The 22,289-nt window shown below is 30.6% G+C and carries 21 protein-coding genes and 1 pseudogene; 21 read left to right on the forward strand and 1 reads right to left on the reverse strand.

What is annotated here, in order from left to right; genetic code table 11:
* Nucleotides 1–58 precede the first annotated feature (58 nt).
* Nucleotides 59–763, forward strand: coding sequence for a DUF1287 domain-containing protein (locus tag J3477_RS23405; RefSeq protein ID WP_228731351.1), 705 nt, complete (start codon nt 59–61; stop codon nt 761–763).
* Nucleotides 764–934: 171 nt separating this feature from the next.
* Nucleotides 935–1,069 carry a clostri-philic family protein gene (locus tag J3477_RS26340; protein ID WP_284692029.1) on the forward strand — a complete coding sequence of 45 codons (135 nt, stop codon included), beginning with the start codon at nt 935–937 and terminating at the stop codon, nt 1,067–1,069.
* A 55-nt stretch (nt 1,070–1,124) separates the two neighbouring features.
* On the opposite strand, the gene J3477_RS23410 is transcribed toward J3477_RS26340, so the two are convergent.
* On the reverse strand, nt 1,125–2,186 hold the full coding sequence (locus J3477_RS23410) for an HD-GYP domain-containing protein (protein WP_206872659.1): 1,062 nt from the start codon (nt 2,184–2,186) through the stop codon (nt 1,125–1,127).
* A gap of 397 nt (nt 2,187–2,583) precedes the next feature.
* Here J3477_RS23410 and purR point away from each other — a divergent pair, with 397 nt between their 5' ends.
* The 19 genes and pseudogenes from purR to J3477_RS23505 all read left to right on the forward strand — a co-directional run bounded on the left by purR (nt 2,584) and on the right by J3477_RS23505 (nt 22,080).
* Nucleotides 2,584–3,399, forward strand: coding sequence for a pur operon repressor (purR, locus tag J3477_RS23415; RefSeq protein ID WP_206872660.1), 816 nt, complete (start codon nt 2,584–2,586; stop codon nt 3,397–3,399).
* A 159-nt stretch (nt 3,400–3,558) separates the two neighbouring features.
* Nucleotides 3,559–3,837 carry a septation regulator SpoVG gene (spoVG, locus tag J3477_RS23420; protein ID WP_206872661.1) on the forward strand — a complete coding sequence of 93 codons (279 nt, stop codon included), beginning with the start codon at nt 3,559–3,561 and terminating at the stop codon, nt 3,835–3,837.
* Between the two features lie 184 nt (nt 3,838–4,021).
* Nucleotides 4,022–5,389: a bifunctional UDP-N-acetylglucosamine diphosphorylase/glucosamine-1-phosphate N-acetyltransferase GlmU gene (glmU, locus tag J3477_RS23425; RefSeq protein ID WP_206872662.1), complete on the forward strand. Its 1,368-nt coding sequence runs from the start codon at nt 4,022–4,024 to the stop codon at nt 5,387–5,389.
* 40 nt (nt 5,390–5,429) lie between these two features.
* Complete coding sequence (locus J3477_RS23430; RefSeq protein WP_206872663.1) at nt 5,430–6,389, forward strand: ribose-phosphate diphosphokinase; 960 nt, start codon at nt 5,430–5,432, stop codon at nt 6,387–6,389.
* Nucleotides 6,390–6,648: 259 nt separating this feature from the next.
* Complete coding sequence (locus J3477_RS23435) at nt 6,649–7,335, forward strand: response regulator transcription factor (RefSeq protein WP_206872664.1); 687 nt, start codon at nt 6,649–6,651, stop codon at nt 7,333–7,335.
* Nucleotides 7,336–8,751 (forward strand): sensor histidine kinase, encoded by a 1,416-nt coding sequence (locus J3477_RS23440; protein ID WP_206872665.1) that lies wholly within the window; start codon nt 7,336–7,338, stop codon nt 8,749–8,751.
* A 33-nt stretch (nt 8,752–8,784) separates the two neighbouring features.
* Complete coding sequence (locus J3477_RS23445) at nt 8,785–9,975, forward strand: S1C family serine protease (RefSeq protein WP_206872666.1); 1,191 nt, start codon at nt 8,785–8,787, stop codon at nt 9,973–9,975.
* Between the two features lie 304 nt (nt 9,976–10,279).
* A complete protein-coding gene (gene pth / locus J3477_RS23450) occupies nt 10,280–10,846 on the forward strand; it encodes an aminoacyl-tRNA hydrolase (RefSeq protein ID WP_206872667.1) in 567 nt (188 codons plus the stop codon).
* A 24-nt stretch (nt 10,847–10,870) separates the two neighbouring features.
* Nucleotides 10,871–14,383 (forward strand): transcription-repair coupling factor, encoded by a 3,513-nt coding sequence (gene mfd / locus J3477_RS23455; RefSeq protein WP_206872668.1) that lies wholly within the window; start codon nt 10,871–10,873, stop codon nt 14,381–14,383.
* A 205-nt stretch (nt 14,384–14,588) separates the two neighbouring features.
* The gene (locus J3477_RS23460) at nt 14,589–15,587 is read left to right on the forward strand and encodes a peptidylprolyl isomerase (RefSeq protein WP_206872669.1); all 999 of its coding nucleotides are present in this window, start codon (nt 14,589–14,591) and stop codon (nt 15,585–15,587) included.
* Nucleotides 15,588–15,788: 201 nt separating this feature from the next.
* Nucleotides 15,789–16,343 (forward strand): stage V sporulation protein T, encoded by a 555-nt coding sequence (gene spoVT, locus J3477_RS23465; protein ID WP_206872670.1) that lies wholly within the window; start codon nt 15,789–15,791, stop codon nt 16,341–16,343.
* A gap of 143 nt (nt 16,344–16,486) precedes the next feature.
* On the forward strand, nt 16,487–18,028 hold the full coding sequence (locus tag J3477_RS23470; RefSeq protein ID WP_206872671.1) for a putative polysaccharide biosynthesis protein: 1,542 nt from the start codon (nt 16,487–16,489) through the stop codon (nt 18,026–18,028).
* Between the two features lie 13 nt (nt 18,029–18,041).
* Nucleotides 18,042–19,496 carry a bifunctional methyltransferase/pyrophosphohydrolase YabN gene (yabN, locus tag J3477_RS23475; protein WP_206872672.1) on the forward strand — a complete coding sequence of 485 codons (1,455 nt, stop codon included), beginning with the start codon at nt 18,042–18,044 and terminating at the stop codon, nt 19,494–19,496.
* Between the two features lie 182 nt (nt 19,497–19,678).
* Nucleotides 19,679–19,978: pseudogene (gene hbs / locus J3477_RS23480) on the forward strand (non-specific DNA-binding protein Hbs); the annotation flags it as partial.
* Between the two features lie 61 nt (nt 19,979–20,039).
* Nucleotides 20,040–20,306 carry an RNA-binding S4 domain-containing protein gene (locus J3477_RS23485; protein WP_206872673.1) on the forward strand — a complete coding sequence of 89 codons (267 nt, stop codon included), beginning with the start codon at nt 20,040–20,042 and terminating at the stop codon, nt 20,304–20,306.
* A gap of 240 nt (nt 20,307–20,546) precedes the next feature.
* Nucleotides 20,547–20,837 carry a sporulation protein YabP gene (gene yabP, locus J3477_RS23490; protein WP_200266140.1) on the forward strand — a complete coding sequence of 97 codons (291 nt, stop codon included), beginning with the start codon at nt 20,547–20,549 and terminating at the stop codon, nt 20,835–20,837.
* A gap of 8 nt (nt 20,838–20,845) precedes the next feature.
* A complete protein-coding gene (yabQ, locus tag J3477_RS23495; RefSeq protein ID WP_206872674.1) occupies nt 20,846–21,235 on the forward strand; it encodes a spore cortex biosynthesis protein YabQ in 390 nt (129 codons plus the stop codon).
* A 90-nt stretch (nt 21,236–21,325) separates the two neighbouring features.
* Nucleotides 21,326–21,613 carry an FtsB family cell division protein gene (locus J3477_RS23500; protein WP_206872675.1) on the forward strand — a complete coding sequence of 96 codons (288 nt, stop codon included), beginning with the start codon at nt 21,326–21,328 and terminating at the stop codon, nt 21,611–21,613.
* Between the two features lie 62 nt (nt 21,614–21,675).
* The gene (locus tag J3477_RS23505; protein ID WP_183279279.1) at nt 21,676–22,080 is read left to right on the forward strand and encodes a S1 domain-containing RNA-binding protein; all 405 of its coding nucleotides are present in this window, start codon (nt 21,676–21,678) and stop codon (nt 22,078–22,080) included.
* The last annotated feature ends 209 nt before the right edge of the window (nt 22,081–22,289 follow it).

The following is a 22,289-nucleotide window of genomic DNA, read 5'->3' on the forward strand; positions in this document are numbered from 1 at the left end:
AATAAAGTGATACTAATAACTTCTCTTCTACGTATAGTATTTGAAAGAGGTGATTTGTTTGGGTAAGTTTAGAAAATATATATTAGTTGCATTAATTGCCTTAGCCATTTTTTCTACATATTATGTAATCAATTTTATAGAAAATAAATACAGAAATTTATTGAATGATAACTTAATAAAATTTTTCTTCAAAAAAGACTTCGAAGTGCCTAACAAATATTCTAATGTTGATAAAAATAATAATGGAATTGCAGATCCACTTGATATAGTAAATTCAGCAAGAAAAGAAGTAGAAATTAAGACGAAGTACAAAAGTAATTATTACTATGGTGGATATCCTCCAGAAGGTGAAGGTGTTTGTACTGATGTAATATGGAGAGGGTTAAAAGGGGCTGGTATTGATTTGAAGACTCTTATAGATAATGATATAAAAGAGCACAAAAAAAGTTATATAAGAGTTGGAGACAATCCAGATCCTAATATAGATTTTAGAAGAGTTCCAAATCAAAATGTGTTTTTTCAGAGAAAATGCATTTCTGTTACTACAGAACTTAAGGCAAGAGATTCAGAAAATCTGCAAGAATGGCAACCAGGTGATATTGTCGTTTTTTTGCAAGATTATGAACATGTAGCTATAGTTTCTGATAAAAGAGACAAGGACGGAATTCCTTATGTTATTCATAACACTAATCCTAATGCCAGTGAAGTTAAACTTTCTTGGTTTAAGAGTCCTATATATGCACATTATAGATGGCAATATTAAATTAATTTTAAATTTTATTATGAAGTGGTATATCAATTTGAAAATTTAATATATTAAAAATTATTACTTAATAGAAACTTTATATTATAAATAAGGATTAATTTCAAAGATATTACTAAGAATAAAAAGAGATTTATTGTTGAAAAATATTTTTGAAAGGAGTTGATGAACATGTCTAATAAAATAAGAAATAATGTGACTGATGATGGGAAAAGAAGACAAAAGCTTCATAAAGATCAAAATAATAAGGGAGATGCAAAAAATATCCCTCAATATCAGAATTTCAATGGTGAACCGATAAAGTAGAATATAAGATTCAGCTAAAAACTAAAATATAATTTTTAGCTGAATCTTAATAAGTTTATAAGATGTCAATTATCTTTAATGTAGAATTAGACATTAAGTTAATAACTTCCTCATCAATAGATATCCAAGGTTTCGTTATGGAGTTTAAATCTATTTTTACTATCTTTCCTATCCTTCCGTCATTAAGTACAACCATCTCACCTATATAATAATTTAATATATTACTTATAAAGATTGTCCCTATGTTTGGATCAAGTTTTCCAAATATCTCAGCTTTTATTTCCTCTAAAACTACAAGTGCACATTCTTTATTTTTATATACTCTATTTGAAGTCATAGCATCGAAAATATCAGCAATTGCTATTATTTTTGCAAACTTAGGTATTTGCGAGCCTTTTACCTTAAGAGGATAACCGGATCCGTCCTCTCTTTCATGATGAAATAGTATTCCGAAGAGTATAGATTGATCAATGTAAGGTATTTTTTTAGCTATTTCATATCCCAAAACAGAGTGTGAGTGGCACTGATTTATTTCTTCATTGCTTAATTTTGTTTTCTTATTAAGAATGTTTTGATTTATTTTTGCTTTTCCTATGTCGTGTAGTAGCGCGGAGTAGGTTAAAAACACTATTTCTTTTTTAGTTAGGTCAAGCCACTTACCAATTAAAGAACTTATAGCAGCAACATTTACGCAATGTCTTGTAAGATAGAGGTTCTCCTCTCTTTCTCCGATTATATTTTTTATTACTAGACCGGTTTCATTTAATTCATCCATTACACCATCGCATATTTCTCTTACCTCTGACATGTTAAATTTATCGCTTTCTCTGATAGAGTGGAAAATATTTTCTGCAACTGAAGACATTCTATTGAAAGATTCTTCTATCTTGATCTTTTTCACAGAATTTCGGGTTTCAAAGAGAATTGAATTACTAGGGTTTGTCTCTGTGTAAATAACTAAACGTATAAGTGGAAAGTTCAGCTTTATTTTCTCAGCTAGATTTTCTGAAATTTCTGTTCCTTTCGTTAAAAGTACAGAATTGTTAACAACAAGATCCTTAGCTATAATCATACCATTTTGTAATTCAGGAGATGATATTTCTTGAACAATCTTCATATTAGATACCTTCCTTTAATAATAACGATGGACAATGTATTTTATATTGGTATTTTAATTAATTAATCTTCATTTGGGCCTGTATATTTTTTATATGATTACATAAAAAATCAATAAAAATATTAATTATAAAGCTACATATTTATATATCGGCTGATACATATAATTATATTAGGATTTAATAGAAAAATTAATAGTATTTGTATAAAATATAAAAAAATTAGGTTGTTCAATTACAAAAAGTTCAATTATATTACAATAAATTTGGTGGTGTAGTTTAGAATATATAATAAAATGGTTAAAAAGATTGATTCTGGATATAATATTGAATACAATATGAATGATAGTATTAAAATTTATATATATAATTCGTAAAGTATATGATGTAGGTGATATTTTGGAGAAGATAAGTAGAAATGGTAGAATTGCAGCTATAACTAAGTATTTAATAGAAAATCCCAATAAAGTTATTGGGTTGAATACGTTTTCTGAATTACTAAATGCCGCTAAGTCCACAATAAGTGAGGATATAGTGATAGTAAGAGAGCTTTTAGAGAAAATGTATATGGGAAGAGTTGAAACAATATCAGGAGCAGCTGGTGGTATCAGATATATAGCTGAAATAGGAGAGATAGCAAAAAAAGATTTTGCAAATAGGTTATGTGAAATGTTAAAGGATCCTAATAGAGTGGTTCCAGGCAATTTTATATACATGACAGATGTGATGTATAATCCTGAAATAATCAGTAAGGCTGGACTGATTTTGTCTTCATTTTTTAACAAAGATGAAGTAGACTATGTGGTTACTGTAGAAACCAAAGGAATTCCTTTAGCATACGAAGTTGCAAGAAACCTTGGAGTGCAACTTGTAATAGCAAGAAGGGATAGTAAAGTCACTGAAGGACCAACGGTTACTATTAACTATGTATCTGGATCTTCAGGTAGACTGCAACAGATGTCTCTTTCAAAAAGATCATTGAAGACGGGTAGCAAGTGTATTTTTATTGATGATTTTTTGAAAGGTGGAGGCACAGCAAAAGGAATAACTGACTTGTTAAAGGAATTTGATAGTAACCTAATCGGTATAGGGGTATTAGTAGATAATGTAGGTACTAACAAGAAACTTATAAATAACTATGTTGCAATAGCAGAGTTAAAAGGTGTAGAGGAAACTGGAGAGGTTATAATGAATCCGTCTCTTCTATTTCAATAAAAATTATTAATAATTAAAATAGTTTATATAATTTAGTAGAGTATATTAGATTGATTTTAGAAACAATAAAAAATTTTCAAAAAATTTAATTTAAAAAAGAGGAATTTAGTAATTTTTGAAGAATTTATAAATCAATAAAGCAACTGGAGGTGTAGTGAAGTGCAAATCACAGACGTTAGAATCAGAAAGATAGCTGCTGAGGGTAAAATGAAGGCAATAGTTTCAGTAACCTTTGACAATGAATTCGTAGTTCATGATATAAAGGTTATAGAAGGTCAAAATGGTCTATTTATTGCTATGCCAAGTAGAAAAACTCCAGATGGAGAATTCAAAGACATAGCCCATCCAATAAATACAGATACTAGAGAAAAGATTCAAGAAGCTATTTTAACTGAATATGAAAAGGCATTAGAAGTAGATACTGAAGATGCGGAGTAGTGTAGATAAAGGGAAGTTGATACTTCCTTTTATTTTTTTACTATAAAAGATCAATTTAGCGAATTTTTTATAAAAAGTTGAAATAGTGATTTATTTAAAATATAATATAATAGGCGTTAAGCTCAGATTATAAAATTAATTGAATATGCTATTAATTTAATGTAACTCATAAAGAGGTGATTTAATGTATAAATGTGCTATAATTTTAGCAGCTGGTCAAGGAAAAAGAATAAAATCCAACTTACCTAAAGTTTTGCATAAAGTTGCTGGAAAAGAAATGGTTAATCATGTTATTGATACTATAAGAAATGCTGGAATAAATGATGTTAATGTAATAATTGGTAAAGGTGCAGAACTTGTTAAAGAAAGAACAACTAGCAGAGAAGTCTCCTATTCAATGCAATTAGAACAATTAGGAACAGGCCATGCAGTGAAATGTGCGAAGGATTTTTTTAAGGATAAAAATGGTGTTGTAGCAGTATTTACAGGAGATGCCCCATTAATAACTAATTGTACTGTGGAAAGTCTTATAGAAACTCATATAAAAGAAAATAATTATGCTACACTTTTGACATCAGTAATTGATAATCCAAGTGGATACGGAAGAATTATAAGAAGTGCTGAAGGTGTAGAAAAGATAGTAGAACATAAGGATTGTAATGAAGCGGAGCTCGAAGTAAATGAAATCAATGCTGGAATGTACTGTTTTGATATACAAAGCTTAAGTGAAGCATTAGAAAAAATATCTAATGAAAATGCTCAAGGTGAATATTATCTTACAGATATAATTGAAATATTTAAGAATGAAAATAAAAAAATTGGAGCAATGATAACAGAGTTTGAGCAAACAATAGGGGTAAACTCTAGAGTTGAGTTGGCTAAAGTTGAAAATATACTTAGAGATAGAATAAACAAATTTCACATGGATAATGGAGTTACGCTGATTGATCCAAATAGCACATATATAGGTGCAGATGTTTCGATTGGACAGGATACTGTAATATATCCAGGAAATTATATAGAAGGAAATGCTGTAATAGGAGAAGAGTGTATATTGTATCCAAATTCAAGGATAAGCAATAGTACTATAGGTAACGGCGTTGAAATACAATCTTCTGTAATAATAGATAGTACAATAGGAAATGAAACTACTGTTGGGCCTTTCGCGTATATAAGACCTGAGAGTAGGATTGGAAGTAAAGTAAGAATTGGTGATTTTGTAGAAATAAAGAAATCCACAATAGATGATAACACTAAAGTTTCACATTTAACTTATATAGGTGATGCTGAAGTTGGTAAAAACTGTAACTTCGGATGTGGAACTGTAGTGGTAAATTATGATGGAGAAAATAAGCATAAAACTATCATAGGAGATAATTCCTTTATAGGTTGTAATACCAATTTAGTATCTCCTGTGGAAGTTAAAAATAACACTTATATAGCTGCTGGTTCTACTATAACTAAGGAAGTTCCTGAAGGAAGTCTTGCTATAGCTAGAGCAAAGCAAACCAACATAGAAGGTTGGGTGGATAAAAAAGGACTAAAAAAATAGTTTTATTAGCTACCCCAAATTTTAAGGAGGTCTTCACAATATGATAACCCATGGAAAGAATATCAAAATATTTACTGGAAATTCACACCCTCAATTAGCACATGAAATTGCAAGTATTTTAGGTTTGCCTGTAGGTACTGCAAAGGTAGGTACATTTAGTGATGGAGAAATTTCAGTAGATATTGGAGAGACTGTTAGAGGCGCTGACGTATTTTTAGTTCAATCTACAAGTGCTCCAGTTAATAATAACCTTATGGAATTGCTTATAATGATTGACGCATTTAAGAGAGCTTCAGCAGGAAGAATAACAGCCGTTATACCTTACTACGGGTATGCAAGACAAGATAGAAAAGCAAAATCAAGAGATCCAATCACAGCAAAATTAGTGGCAGATTTACTTACTGCTGCTGGAGCTGAAAGAGTATTAACTATGGATTTGCATGCAGCGCAAATTCAAGGATATTTTAATATACCTGTAGATCACTTGATGGGAGCTCCTATACTTTCTAAGTACTTCATAGAAAAGGGATTAATTGATAGAGATGATGTAGTTGTGGTATCACCAGATTTGGGTAGCGTAACTAGAGCTAGAAAGTTCGCAGATAGACTGCATGCACCTATTGCAATCATTGATAAGAGAAGACCAAAAGCTAATGTTTCAGAAATAATGAACATAATTGGTGAAGTTAAAGGGAAAAGATGCATACTTATAGATGATATGATTGATACTGCAGGAACAATAGCGAATGCTGCAAATGCTCTAAAGGATTTAGGAGCAACTCATGTATATGCTTGTTGTACACATGGAGTTCTTTCAGGTCCTGCATTTGAAAGAATAAATAATTCAGCTATTGAAGAGTTAGTTATGCTAAATACTATATCTCTTCCTGAAAGAGAAGATTTACATAAGTTCAAGTCATTATCAGTGGCTCCGCTTATTGCAGAGGCTATAAATAGGATATATGATGACAAGCCGTTAAGCAAATTATTTGAAGGATAAATTTATCCATACATAAATAAGAATTATTGATATAAAATATATATAGTTCGTTTGAAAGATACTATCGATTTATTGGCAATAATAAATAAGATAGTGTCTTTTTTTTGTAATAAATTTTCTATAATTGATATATTTATTGGAAAAATTCAATTGAATAATATATATGTGGTAAATAATTTGTAACATTTTTGAAAAGATATATAAAAGAATAGTATAAGTGTGTTAAATTTAATATATAAAGAAATGAGGAGTGTTAGTTATGGATGGACTATTAGGAAAGATACTCATTGTTGATGATGATGAAAATATATGCGAAGTAATAAAGATGTATTTACAGAGTGCAAACTATGATACTAGAGTAGCTAGTAATGGAAGAATAGCGGAAGAAATGTTTTTAGACTATAAACCGGATTTAGTGTTATTGGATATGATGTTGCCTCATATAGATGGTATTGATGTTTTAAAATGGATTAGGAAAGAACATGAAACACCTGTAATAATGCTTACAGCAAAAGGAGAGACATTTGATAAGGTCCTTGCATTGGAGCTTGGTGCAGATGATTATATTGTAAAACCTTTTGAACCTAAAGAAATGATAGCTAGAGTAAAGGCAGTAATGAGAAGATATAATGTGGATTCAACTAACAAGGAAACTTTATATTTTTCAGAGCTTGTTATAGATGCAAACTCTTATAATGTTGTTTATAAGAGTAATGAGATAAAGATGCCGCCTAAAGAGTTTGAATTGTTATATTACCTAGCATGTAATAAAAACAGAGTGTTTACAAGAGAACAGTTATTATGTGAGGTTTGGGGATACGATTATCCAGGAGACTCTAGAACTGTTGATGTTCATGTTAAGAGACTCAGAGAAAAATTACACGGAGGTTCTAATTGGCAGCTTGAAACTGTATGGGGTGTAGGATACAAGTTTGAGGTGAAGTAGATGAAAAGAAACAGTTTAGTTTCTAAGCTTTTAGGAACATTTACTTTGATAATAGCAGGATGTCTAGTAATAATAGCTATAGTGTTATCTTTTTGGTTTGAAAATTATCATTTTAATCAAAAAAAACAGCAACTAGATATACAGGCTAGTTTGATAGCTAAAGAGAAAGCTAAGTTTGAAGATCAGGAAATTACCTTCAATGACTTGGAGAGGTTTGTAAATTATAGCGGCCAATCTATAAAGTCAGATATTCTAGTCACAGATTATTATGGTATAGTTAAAGCATATAGCGAAGATAAGAGTAGTCTTATGAGAATGCAAGTGATTGATAGTAAGAATCTTAATGAGCTTAAAAATGGTATATCAATAGAAGTGAGAAATACAGATAGTAAGACGCTTGGAGAATCACAATACATTTATTACAAACCCATAATGTACGGAGATACTTTTGCAGGTGCTATAGTTATGATCACGCCTCTGGAGCAGATAAAAGGTCAATTAAAACAAGTTTATGCAATTATATGGATAACAGTTTTAATCGCTTTGATATTATCTAGTATAATAATATATTACGTATGTAATAAGATGCTTATAATTCCACTAGCAAAGATAAATATTGGCGCTAAAAGGCTAGCAAAAGGTGATATAGAGAATAGGGTTTATATAAATGCTAAAGATGAAATAGGTGAATTGGCTGATTCGTTTAATATAATGGCAGAGTCTTTAGAGGAAGTTGAGAAAAATAGAAGAGAATTTATTTCTAATGTATCTCATGAGTTAAGATCCCCAATAACTTCGATTAAGGGTTTTATAGCCGGTATTTTGGATGGTATTATTCCTGTAGATAAGGAAAAGTATTATTTAGGTATAGCTTATGAAGAGATACAAAGGCTTACAAGGCTTATAAATGATCTGCTTGATTTATCAGCAATGGAAGCTGGTAAACTGAAGTTGAATGTTTCTGAAATAAATATAAATGAAATTATTAAACATTGTACAATAAGTTTAGAGCAAAAGATAAAAGAGAAGAAATTAAAAGTAGATGTGGTATTAGAAGGACAAAATCTGAATGTAGCTGGTGATAAAGATAGAATAATCCAAGTAGTAAATAATCTTATTGATAATGCAATTAAATATTGCAATGAAGGTGGTAATGTAAAGATAACCACTAGGTCAAAAGGCAGCAAAGCATTAATTAGTGTCTACAACGATGGACCTATGCTATCGGAAAAAGAAAAAGCCTATATCTGGGATAGATTTTATAAGTCAGATAAGTCTAGAACAAATAAGATTAGTACTGGCTTAGGATTGCCTATAGTTAGACATATACTTTCATTACATGGTGAAGACATTTGGGTGGAGAATAAGGCGTCAGATAAAGGAGTAGTTTTCACATTTTCACTAAAAAAAGTATAAAATGTATGGTTTTAATACCGTAGGAGGTGCTACATGGAGAAGGAGGATAAAACTATACGCATCGAAAAATCTTCTAAAAAAGATGATACTAGTAGTTTAGAAGGAATGATTAGGTTTAAGGAAAATAAAAGAAGAAATAATATAAAGAGATTAACAAAAGGTATTATAATAATTTTAGTTGCATCAGTGGCAGGCGCTATATCAGGTGCTTATATTGTTGAGAGAAAATATGGGTTGAAGTTGAAGGACAGCAATAAGACAATATTTCAGATTATAGATACTAGGGGTAGTTCCATTACTTCAGGGGATGGTCAAATTAGTTCGATTGTTTCAAAAGTTTCCCCTTCTATAGTAAGTATAAGTAATAAAGAAGATAACTTTAATATAAATAGCAATACAAATGTAACAGGAATAATATATAAAGAAGATGGATACATAGTAACAAATTATAGCGCTATATCAATGTTTGATAAGATATTAGTAAAAAGAGCAGGTATGGGTATTAAGATTGAGCAAGGTAGGATGATTGGATACGACAAAACAACTGATTTGGCAGTTATTAAAATTGATTCGGATAAGCTGCCAGTTGTAAAGATATCGGACCTATCGGATGTAAGAGAGGGAAGTAGTGCAATAGCTCTAGGTAATTGTATAGGAGATGATTATATAGGGCTTGTTACGTCTGGAATAATTACTTCGACCAATATAAGATTTAATTTTGAAAATGCAGAGTTAGGTAAGCAATCCATTAGGACATTCCAAACAAATGCAATAATAAATAGGGAAAATAATGGGGGAGTATTAACTGATGTATATGGAGAGGTAATAGGAATAAATAATTTACCTGCTACTAATAAGTATTCTTCTCAAGGTCTAGGCATAGCTATAAACATTCAAGATGCAAAGAAGATAATAGATTCAATAATAAGTGATAATGAAGTAAAGCTTGTTAATCTTGGATTTAGAGGATGGAATCTTACATCAAAGCAAAACAAAGATATTGAGGGTGTGTATGTAGAAAGTATAGTTCCGAAAGGAAGCGCTGATATAGCAGGAATGAAGGCTTTGGATATCATTATAGAGATGGATGGCAGAAAGATAAAAACATTGACTGAAATTAATGATGTAATTAATTCACATAATGTTGGAGATAATATATCGTGTAAGGTACTAAGAGGAAAAAATACAGTAGAGTTAACTATGAAACTTTTACAAAAGGTGTGATATGAAGCATGCTTGCTATAAGAAGTAGCAAATGCATGCTTTGTTGCATTTTTTATTTTATGTTTGTATTATAGAGATATAATAGTTCCAAATAAAACCTAGTTTTATAATTAAGTTATCATTTATAGCTGAAATGATAATTAATGTGGTTTAACTAATGGAAATGGGATATAATTTCTTATGGTTAGGTAAAGTATTGGGATCATTAGACTGGAAATATGAATTATTATAGATATAAATAAGTATATAGATATGCAAGTAAATTTGCTGTATAAAATAAAGTGCACCTAATGGAGGTAAACGTATGTATTTAGTGGTGGGGCTTGGTAACCCTGGGAAAGAGTATGTTAATACTAGACATAATATAGGGTTTGATGCAATTAATTATATTGCTAATAAGTATAATATAGAAATAAATAGGGAAAAATTTAGAGGTGTGTATGGAGAAGGATACATAAACAACAATAAAGTCATCCTACTGAAGCCAACAACCTATATGAATCTTAGTGGAGAAAGCATAAGAGATATAGTAAACTTTTACAAATTAGATACTGATGAAATTATAGTATTATATGATGATATCAGTTTGGAAGTGGGAAAACTAAGAATAAGACCTAAAGGCAGTGCTGGAGGTCACAATGGTATAAAGAGTATAATAGCAAATTTGGGAACAGAAGAATTTCAAAGAATAAAAATTGGAGTAGGACAACCTAAACATGATCTTGTTTCACATGTTTTAGGGAAATTTAATGTGGAAGAAAATAAGATTTTAGAAAAAACGTTAGAAGCTGTTGTTCAAGCTGTTGAGGTTATAATAAAGAATGATATTAGCGAAGCGATGAATAAATTTAATGGATTTAATGCGGAATAATAATGTATTACAGGTGGTGTTTCTATGAGATTAAATGGCCTGATGGAGCCGTTGAATAATAGTATCAACTTTCAGAAAGTTAAATCAAATATTGATAGGGATCGATATCCGTTTTCTACTTACGGTGTATCTGAATCAGGAAAAGGTTATCTAATAAGTGGTATATTTGAAAATAGTGATAAATCTATAGTTGTAATTACTCATAATGATATTGAAGCTAAAAATTTATACGAAGACCTATCACTGTATACTACTGATGTCTATTACTTCCCTTCAAAAGAGATAGTTTTTTACAATATTGACGCTATTTCAGGAGATTTAAGGTGGGCTAGACTAAAAGTTTTAAAAGAGATTTTAGATAGCAGAAAGAAAATAATAGTAGTATCAATTGAGAGTTTTGCAACTGTATATACGCCTAAAGATTTATATATAAGTCATACTTTTAAAGTTGCAGTTGGAGATGAAATAAATTTTAAAGATTTTTCTAAAAGATTGATAGAATGCGGATATGAGAGAATGGATATAGTTGATGGTAAAGGTCAATTCTCGGTTAGAGGAGGTATATTAGATATATATCCTCCTAATACTGCGTTGCCATATAGAATAGAGCTCTTTGGGGATGAGATTGACTCTATAAGATTTTTTAACTTAGAAAGTCAGAGAAGTATAGATAGAGTTAAAGAAATAGAGATCTTTCCAGCGAAAGAAGTGATATTAGACGATGAAACTATACAGAAGGCTATAAATAGAATTAATGAAGAATTATCTAATTTTATAAAATCTAGAGATAGTAGTGACAAAGATATAATATCAAAGATAAAATCCAATATTAGATCCAATATAGAAAATCTTAAAGAAACCTGGTCCTTTGAAACAATTGATAGTTATTTACCTTTTTTCTTTCAAAAAGTATCAAGTTTCTTTGACTATTTTGAAGATTATATAATGATTATGGATGATGATCAAAGATGTAATGGTAAATTAGATAGTGTTATATATGAATTTGAAGAAAACTATTCCTCATTCCTTGAGAGAGGAGATATCTTGCCATCGCAGGGAAACTTGATATTAGGTAAAGATATTTTGGTTCAAAAGTTTAATTCATCAAGATTAATAACAATAAATGCATTTGCTAGGAATGGTGATTTTATTGAAAATGTCGATTCTATAGCTTTCTCTCAAGTAACCTTGAGTAGCTATCATGGAAGAATTGATATGTTGATTGATGAGATAAAAGAGAAAAAGAAAAATGGATATAAAACTATTATATTATCAGGAACAAGACCTAGAGGAGAAAGGCTGGTAGACACATTAAGAGACAGCGATATTGAAAGTGTCTATAAAGATATAATAAGTGAAATACAATTTGGTGAAGTTATAATAACCTTTGGAAATCAGTTAAAGGGATTTGAGTTCACAGATCTAAAGATTTGTGTTATATCAGATAAAGAAGTATTTGGAGAGGCTAAAAGGAAGTCAGTGAGAAAAGCTCCTAAGCAAAAAGGTGTTTCAAAAATAAAGAGTTTTGCGGAATTAAAGCTAGGAGACTATGTAGTTCATGCCAATCATGGTGTTGGAGTATATAAAGGAATTAAGCAAATTGATGTAAGTGGACATAAGAGAGATTATTTAGATATAGAGTATGCTAAAGGTGACAAACTGTATGTTCCAGTGGATCAATTGGATCTAGTTCAAAAATATATTGGTAGTGAAGGAAAGTCGCCAAAAATAAGTAAGCTTGGATCAACTGATTGGCAAAAAGCTAAAGCTAAGGTGAAAAAGTCTATTAATGAGATAGCTCAAGACTTAGTTAAGCTATATGCAACTAGAAATACATTAAAAGGGCATAAGTTTTCAAATGATACTCAGTGGCAGGATCAGTTTGAACAAGAATTTCCTTATGAAGAAACTCCAGACCAATTGACGGCGTTAGAGGAAATAAAGTCAGATATGGAATCTGGAAAGATTATGGATAGGCTGCTATGTGGAGATGTAGGCTATGGAAAGACTGAAGTTGCATTAAGGGCTGCATTTAAGGCTGTAATGGATGGTAAGCAAGTTGCATTACTTGTTCCAACAACTATATTGGCAGAGCAACACTATGGTAATATGAAGAGAAGATTTTCAGATTTTCCTATAAAAATAGATATGGTATCTAGATTTAGAACAGCTAAACAACAGAAGGAAACCTTGCAAGCAGTAAAAGAAGGAAACGTAGATATACTTGTAGGAACACATAGGTTAGTATCTAAAGATATACAGTTTAAAGATTTAGGACTACTTGTTGTGGATGAAGAACAACGATTTGGTGTAACACAGAAAGAGAAGATAAAAGGTATAAAGAAAAATGTGGACGTATTAACTTTGAGTGCTACGCCTATACCAAGAACGCTCCACATGTCTCTTACTGGAGTAAGGGATATATCAGTAATAGAAACTCCGCCGGAGGATAGATATCCTATACAGACTTACGTTGTAGAACAAAACGATCAACTTATAAGAGATGCCATTCTTAGAGAAATAAATAGAGGTGGGCAAGTTTTCTTTGTATATAATAGAGTTGAACATATTATGGAAATGTCTGATTATATCCAGAATCTTGTACCAGAATGTAAAACAACAGTAATTCATGGGCAAATGACAGAAAGACAACTAGAAAATGAAATGATGTTGTTTATGAATAATGAATATAATGTCCTTATATGTACTACAATAATTGAAACTGGTATAGATATACCAAATGTAAATACCATAATTGTATATGATTCAGATAAGATGGGATTGTCTCAGCTTTATCAATTGAGAGGAAGAGTTGGAAGAAGTAATAGAATAGCTTATTCTTATTTTGTATACAAAAAAGATAAGATATTAACTGAAGTAGCTGAAAAACGATTAAGAGCCCTAAAAGATTTCACTGAATTGGGTTCGGGATTTAAAATTGCCATGAGAGATTTAGAAATAAGAGGAGCTGGAAATATGATGGGATCAGCTCAACATGGACATATGGCTACTATAGGGTATGATTTATATTGTAGAATGCTAGAAGATACAATAAAGATAATAAAAGGTGAAATAGAGCAGGAGCCTATAGAAACATCTATTGATATTAAAGTTGATGCGTTTATTGATTCTCAATATATTGAAGATGAATTGCAGAAGATTGAAATATATAAAAAAATTGCAGCCATAGAAAGCATACACGATTATATGGATGTAAAAGAAGAGTTAGAAGATAGATTTTCTGAAATTCCTGATCCAGTATATAATCTCATGGATATAGCCTATATTAAGAGTAGGGCTAGAAACTTATGGATAGAAGATGTTAAAGAAAAAGATGGAGAGGTTCTGTTCCAATTCCAAAGCAGAGATAAAGTTGATAAGGATATATTTAAAAAGTTGCTTGAGCAATATAAGAATAATATAATAATAAGAATGGGTGATAAACCTTCTTTTGGATATAAGTTAAGAGATATAAAGAGAGAGGATATATTGCCTGCGCTTAAAAATATGCTAGACAGTTTAAATAAAAATACCTAAATATTACTGGAATTTAAATGCAAATTAACTAAGTTAGAGGTATAATGATAATAAAAATAATTTATATAAACCAAATTATGTTAATAAATAAATAAATTTACCTAATATAAATTGAAATTATTGTTATAAATTGATATACTAATTTATGTCTATTGAATTTTGGTTATAAAGGGGAATTAATTTTAAGAAAAGTGAGGTAAGAATTTTGAAGAACATAAGGAAATTAGTTTCAATAGCTTTGATTGGTGTTATTGGATTATCACTATCAGGCTGTAAGATGATACAAAAAACTCCAGAAGCTGTGAGTAAAACTGTAGTAGCGACTGTTAATGGTGAAAAAATCACACTTGGTGGTGTTGATGAAAAAATGAAGTCTACTATAGATCAATTAAAGCAACAATATGGAAATGATTTAGAAAAAAGCACTGATGGTAAGGCTGCTTTAAAGCAACAAAGACAAACACAATTGGAGCAAATGATACAAGAAAAGGTAGTTTTAAAGAAAGCAGCTGACTTAAAATTGATACCCGAAAAGGCTGAATTAGACAAGGAAGTTGATTCGAAACTTGCCGATATAAAGAAAGTTTATAAGACTGATGATGAGTTTAATAATGCGCTAAAATCTGCAAACTACACTTTAGATAGTTTAAAAGAATATTTAGCTACTCAAATAAAGATGCAAGCAGTTTTTGATAAATACTTATTTAAAGATTTAAAAATTACTGATGCGGATATAGAAAAGTATTACAACGAAAATAAAACTCAATACACACAACAACCTGGTGCAACTATGTCCCACATACTTGTAGATAGTGAAGATAAGGCTAAAACTATAAAAACAGAATTAGATAAAGGTGCGAAGTTTGAAGAATTAGCAGCTAAATATGGTACAGATGGAACAAAGGACACAGGTGGAAGTTTAGGATATGTTGCTTATGATGCGCAAAACTATGATGCAGACTTCTTAGCTGCTGCGAAAAAGCTTAAGGAAGGTGAAGTATCAGGACCAGTTAAAACTCAATATGGATGGCATATAATAAAGGTTACTGGAATTCAAACTACATCAAAGACTCAAGAATTATCAGCTGTTAAGGCTTCAATTAAGGATACATTAGAAACAAACAAGAAAAATGATATATTCAAAGCTAAGTATGAAGAGTGGAAAAAAGAACTAAAAGTTGAAACATATGATGATAAACTTTAATTAATTGAATAAAATTTGGTCTTAATGACATAATAAAACTCACATGAATTTGTTTGCGCAAATTTATGTGAGTTTTTACTTTATTGGATTGAAATTATACAAAAAGATAATTATAGCCAAAGCATGTATAAAATTTCTATTCTGAAAAATAATAATAATGAAAGTTTTAAGTGAAAGATATATAAGGAGGTAAATATAATAATGAAAGCTACAGGTATTGTAAGACGTATTGATGATTTAGGTAGAGTGGTTATACCAAAAGAAATAAGAAGAACTTTGAGAATTAGAGAAGGAGATCCTCTAGAAATTTTTACAGATAGAGAAGGAGGAGTTATCTTAAAGAAATATTCTCCTATTGGAGAGTTAACAGATTTCTCTAAAGAGTATGCAGAAAGCCTTCAACAAGCAATAGGACATATAGTTTTAATAGCAGATAAAGATGCTTTCATTTCGGTTAGTGGAGCTTCTAAAAAAGATTTTATCGAAAAGAAAATAAGTAATGAATTAGAAAAGATCATGGATGAAAGAAAAACTGTATGTTTAGGAGCTACTGGAGCTAAAGTTGTACCATTATACAGCGAAGATACAGCTGATGACAAATATTCATGTCAAGTAGTATCACCGATAATATCAGAGGGGGATGCAATCGGCGCTGTTTTGATATTATCCAAACAAGCTGGAGAAAAGTTTGGAGACTTAGAAATCAAGCTTGCTGAAACAGCAGCCGCATTCCTAGGAAAACAAATGGAACAATAATATCTCCTAGGACTTGCATCCCAAAACCATTTTAATTATTGACTAGGTTTTAAAGATTTATTCAGTTAGATATAAAAAATTCTGTAATAATACCTCCAAATTTGCAATAAAGATTAAGTAGTTAAAAAATTTGGAGGTATTTTATGAAAAAACAATCACTTATAAAAGGAAGTATAATATTAGGTGTTGCTGGAATATTCACAAGATTCTTAGGGATATTTTTTCGTTGGCCTTTAATAATGCTTATCGGCGATGAGGGTATAGGATATTATCAAATGACTTATCCTTTGTATATGTTTTATGTAGCTATAGCAGCGGGAATTCCAGTAGCAGTTTCCAAGATGGTTTCAGAAAGTAATGCTGTTGGAGATTTGGATACATCGTTTCAAACAATGAAAGAATCATTTTTCTTAATGATAATTTTAGGGACAGGCATGTCGCTGTTTTTATTCTTAGGTGCTAGACCAATAATGTCCGCATTAAGATGGGATTCAAAGTCTTATTATTCTATTATTGGAGTTGCTTTTGCACCGATATGCATATCTATAATGTCTGCTTTTAGAGGTTTTTTTCAAGGGCTCCAAAATATGAATCCATCTGCAATATCGCAGATAATTGAGCAAATAGGAAGAGTAGTTGTAGGGGTCGGACTAGCAGTTCTATTACTCCCTTATGGAATAGAATATTCAGCAGGTGGTGCTGCCTTCGGTGCAGCAGCTGGAGGCTTTTTAGGCGGAATATACTTGATAAGAAAGTACTTTAAAGTTAAGAAAAGCTTTGGCGTAAGGAAAGTAAAATCAAATGATAAACTTCTTACTCAGTTGATTAGAATAGCAATTCCAATATCTTTAGGTGGTGCGGTTGGAACTATAGCTAGTTTGATTGATTCGATATTGGTGCCAAGACAACTTTTGAACGCAGGTTTTGATTATAGACAAGCTACTATACTTTACGCTCAATTAACGGGTAAAGCTTCAGTAATAGTAAATATACCTTTAACATTATCTGTTGCTCTAAGTACTTCCTTAATACCTATAATTGCTGAAAATTATATATTGAAGAATATTAGAGAAGTTGCTTCTAAGGTAGATTCTGCTATAAGAATGTCAATGGTTATAGCTATACCTTGTACGTTAGGACTATACTTTTTAGCGGAACCTGTAATGATGCTTATATTTCCAGGAAGATATGAGGGGTATCAGATACTTAAATATCTAGCCATTTCTATTCCGTTTATAATATTAGCACAGACTACTACAGCTATATTACAATCTACAGGATCCTATGCTATGCCTGTAATAAATCTTCTTATAGGATGTTTTATTAAGGTAGTTTTGACATTGTATCTTATACCGATATCGTGGCTAAACATTTATGGAGCTGTAGCTGCTTCAATATTAGCATATATAGCTGCTTCTACTTTGAATCTAATATATCTCCATTTAAAACTTAAAGTTAGTATAGATTACGGAGCAGCAGTGATGAAGCCTTTAGCTGCAGCCACTATAATGATATTAGTAGTTTTAATAACCTATCTTAATGTATTTAATAGGACTTCTAGTAATGGAATAGCTTGCTTGATTTCTGTTTTTTTGGGTATTATTATATATGTGATACTAATAGTAATTCTTGGTGTCTTTAAATATGATTATATAAAGAGTAAATTTCTAAAAAGACATAGATAAAAGGAGAAAAAACATGATCAAGATAATCGGCTTAGGACCTGGATCTGAAGAAGCCTTAACGTTAGGAGCTATGAGAGAATTAAAGAGGTGTGCTAATATATTCCTTAGAACAGAAAAGCATCCAACTGTTCAATATTTAATTGATGAGGGAGTAAAGTTTAATACTTATGATGATGCTTACGAGAAGTCAAGTACTTTTGACCAGGTTTATGAAAGCATTGCTTTGGATTTGATTGAGCAGCATAAAAAACTTAATGATATTATTTATGCTGTTCCTGGGCATCCCTTAGTGGCAGAGAGGTCTGTTTTAAATCTAGTAAACTTGTGCAAAGAACAAGGTTTGCCATATGAAGTTTTGCCAGCGGTTAGTTTTATTGATGTAATGATGGAGGCGTTAGAAATAGATCCGGTGGAAGGACTTAAAATTGTTGATGCATTTGATATTGAAAACCAAGTTCTAGATAAGAGGAATGGTATTATAATAACTCAGGTGTATAATCAATTTATCGCGTCAGAAGTAAAATTGAAGCTTCAAGAAGAATTTAATGATGATACAGAAGTATATTTTGTTAGAGCTGCAGGTATAAAAAATCAAGAAAGTATAAGGAAGATGCCTCTTTACGAAATTGATATGCAAGAAGATATAGATTATTTAACTTCGATATATGTACCAAAAGACTTGGAAAATAAAAAAGATTTTTATGATTTGGTAGATATAATAGATACTTTAAGAAGTGAAGGTGGATGTCCTTGGGATAGGGAACAAACACATGAAAGTCTGAAACAAGCTCTTATAGAAGAGTGTTATGAAGTTTTGGAGGCAATAGATAGCCAGGATGATGCTGGGATGATAGAAGAATTAGGAGATGTATTGCTCCAAATAGTATTCCATTCATCTATTGCTAAGGAAGAAGGATACTTCAATATAAGCGATGTAGTTCAAGGAATTTGTTTAAAAATGATAAATAGACATCCACATGTTTTTGGCAGTCAATTGGTAAATTCTTCTGGTGAAGTATTAGAAAAATGGGAAGACATCAAGAAAGAAGAAAAAGGATTTGGCAGCATAACTGAGGAATTAAATGCTATAGCAAGGTCATTGCCATCAATTATAAGAGCTACAAAGGTGCAAAATAAAGCTAAAAAGGTTGGATTTGATTGGGATAAGGTAGAGGATGCTATGCTTAAGGTAGAAGAAGAATTAAATGAAATAAAAGAGGTATATAATGGAGAAAATAGGGCAAAGATAGTAGAAGAGGTAGGAGATTTATTGTTTGCCTGTGTTAATGTTGCCAGATTCCTTAAGGTAGAAGGTGAGCTTGCTTTAACTCAAACAACAGAAAAATTTATACGAAGATTTTCTTATATTGAGCAAGAAGCTTTTAAAAAAGGACAGAATTTAGAGAATATGTCTCTTGAGGAAATGGATAATTTGTGGAATAAAGCAAAAAAAACTGAAAAAAACTGAGGGCAAAGAAGGAAATTTCCCTTTTATGAAGAATATATAGCATAAGTGAGCAATCATTACCATATTATATTTGTACTGTTAAATAAGTAATTTACTATAGACTATATAAAAAAGTGGTTATATAATATGTTAATGTAGATTATAATACATAATTATAATCATGGTACCATAAAACATATCATAAGAGTTTTAAGGAGGATGTAAAAGTGAATAAAGCAGAATTAATCTCAAGCATGGCTGAGAAGAGTAAGTTAACAAAGAAAGATGCAGAAGTTGCATTAAAATCTTTCATTGACAGTGTTCAAGAAGCTTTAGAAAATGGAGAAAAGGTTCAATTAGTTGGATTTGGAACTTTCGAAACTAGAGAAAGAGCAGCTAGAGAAGGAAGAAACCCAAGAACTAAGGAAACTATCCAAATACCTGCTTCAAAGGTTCCAGTATTCAAAGCTGGTAAAGAATTCAAAGAAAAAGTTAACAAGTAATAGATATATATTTTTAGGACCCGAGGAATCTCGGGTTCTTAAAGTTATAAGGAGATATATTATGAGATTAGATAAATATCTGAAGGTATCTAGAATAATAAAAAGAAGAACTGTGGCTAAAGAAGTATGCGAAGGTGGAAGAGTATCTATTAATGGCAAAGTTGCAAAACCTTCTACAGATGTAAAAGAAGAGGATGTAATCGAAATAATATTTGCTAACAAAAAACTAAAAGCTAAGATAACTAATATTGCAGAACATGTTAAGAAAGAAAATGCAAAGCTGATGTATGAAATATTAGAAGGTGAAGAAGATCAAGATGAAATCTAAGGTTTCTTTGACGAATAGTCAAGGAGACCTTTTGTCATTTTATGTTGTTTTATAAAAAAATAGGGGAAGCAAAATTAGCTTATTATTAGTAGAATGAATTTTAATTTACATAGATTAGGGTTTTACTAATAAGCAATATAAGCCTCGATAATATCAACTATATAAATAAAATATCTACGTTTTGAATATATCAAAATTTATAGTCATATATTTTATTATAAAAACATATAGGAGGATATTATGGAGAATAAGAAGGAGCTTAAAGTTGAAGAAAGAAAAAGCAACTTAGCACTAGAAAATAGAAAGAAAATTGTTTTGACAGGAGTAGTGGAAGTTTTAAGTTTTGATGAAGAAAAAATATTATTAAATACATGTCTAGGTATGCTTACTGTAAAGGGTGAGGGGCTTAAGATGAATAAGTTGGATGTACAGAATGGAGATGTAGTCATAATAGGGAAAATATCAGCTATGATATATACAGGTGAAGTGAAAAAAGAAAAGGAAAATATCTTTAAGAAGATATTTAAATAGGTGATACCATGCTACTTCCATTAAAAATTCAATTTGAGATTGTAATATTTAGCCTTGCAGCTGGAATGTTAACTGGTGTTCTTTTTGATATTTACAGAGCGATAAGAGGCATTGGAACGCCTAAGTTTATAGTTTTTATAGAGGATTTTTTATTCTGGATACTAACTGCAATAATAATATTTACGTTCCTTCTTTATGTCAATTATGCTTTCTTAGGAATGTATGTATATCTGTTTATAATAATAGGAGCATTCATTTATCTTAAGCTATTTAGTAAGAAAGTGCTCAGAACTGAAAAAAAGGCTGAGAGAGTTGCGGGGAAAGGCATTAGAATATTTTTTAAGAACTTATCTTATATATTTAAACTTATATTCTTCAGGAATAGGATTAATAAGTAGTAAGATAAAAAAATAACTTGAATAAAAAATGAATAGTTATTAAAATAGGAGTATAAATGAATTTTTTTGGAAATCGAAGGGGCTTTAGTCATGAGAAAGAAATTTACTCTTAAAAATATAGCTATACTCCTAATTGTATCAATATTTGTATTTAGTTTTATAAGACAAGAGATTACTATGCACAAAATTAGTACGCAGGTAAGTGAAAGACAACTAGAACTCAATAAAGTTAAAGCGGTTAATGATAGATTAAAAGACGAAGTTAATATGTCAAAAACTGATGCCTATAGCGAGAAGATGGCTAGAGAGAAATTAGGTATGATTAAACCAGGTGAAAAGAAAGTTTTAACAAACAATGATTCAAGTTCTACAAAATAGGTTATTATAAAAATAACATAGATTTAATTATTCTAATTATTTTAAGGAGGAACATTTTTAACATGACCTTAATGGCAGGAAACATTTTAGAAGGCACAGTGGTTAACATCACAAACTTTGGAGCGTTTGTAGAAGTGGAAGGTAAAACTGGACTTGTACACATTTCGGAGGTAGCAGATTCGTTTGTAAAAGATATAAGACAGCACCTGAAAGAGCAAGATAAGGTAAAGGTAAAAGTTATATCGGTAGATGACAATGGAAAGATAAGCCTTTCAATAAAGCAAGCTAATGTTCAAAAGAAATCAGTTAAGCCTGCAGAGATTGACTGGAGCTCAGAAAAAAAGAAGGCTTCTTCAAATAGTTTTGAAGATATAATGTCAAAGTTCCTTAAAGATAGCGAAGAAAAACTTGCTGATGTAAAAAAACATCAAGAGTTCAAGTCAAAAGGAAGAAAAAATTTAGGTTAATATAAAGTATTCAGATAGAAAAAGCCGGATGGAAACATCCGGCTTTTATCATTAATATCTAAGCTTAAACAATGAGGTTGTAGTTTGTTTTTTTATTCTTTAGACCAGTTATAACTGAATTATATCTGTGGATAAATAAGAGTAACGACTTAAAACATAATATGATTTAAAGAATAAAAAATAAGACTTATTCGCCTGACAGATTTTCC

Source organism: Clostridium zeae (assembly GCF_017312485.1).
Lineage (GTDB): Bacteria > Bacillota > Clostridia > Clostridiales > Clostridiaceae > Clostridium_AR > Clostridium_AR zeae.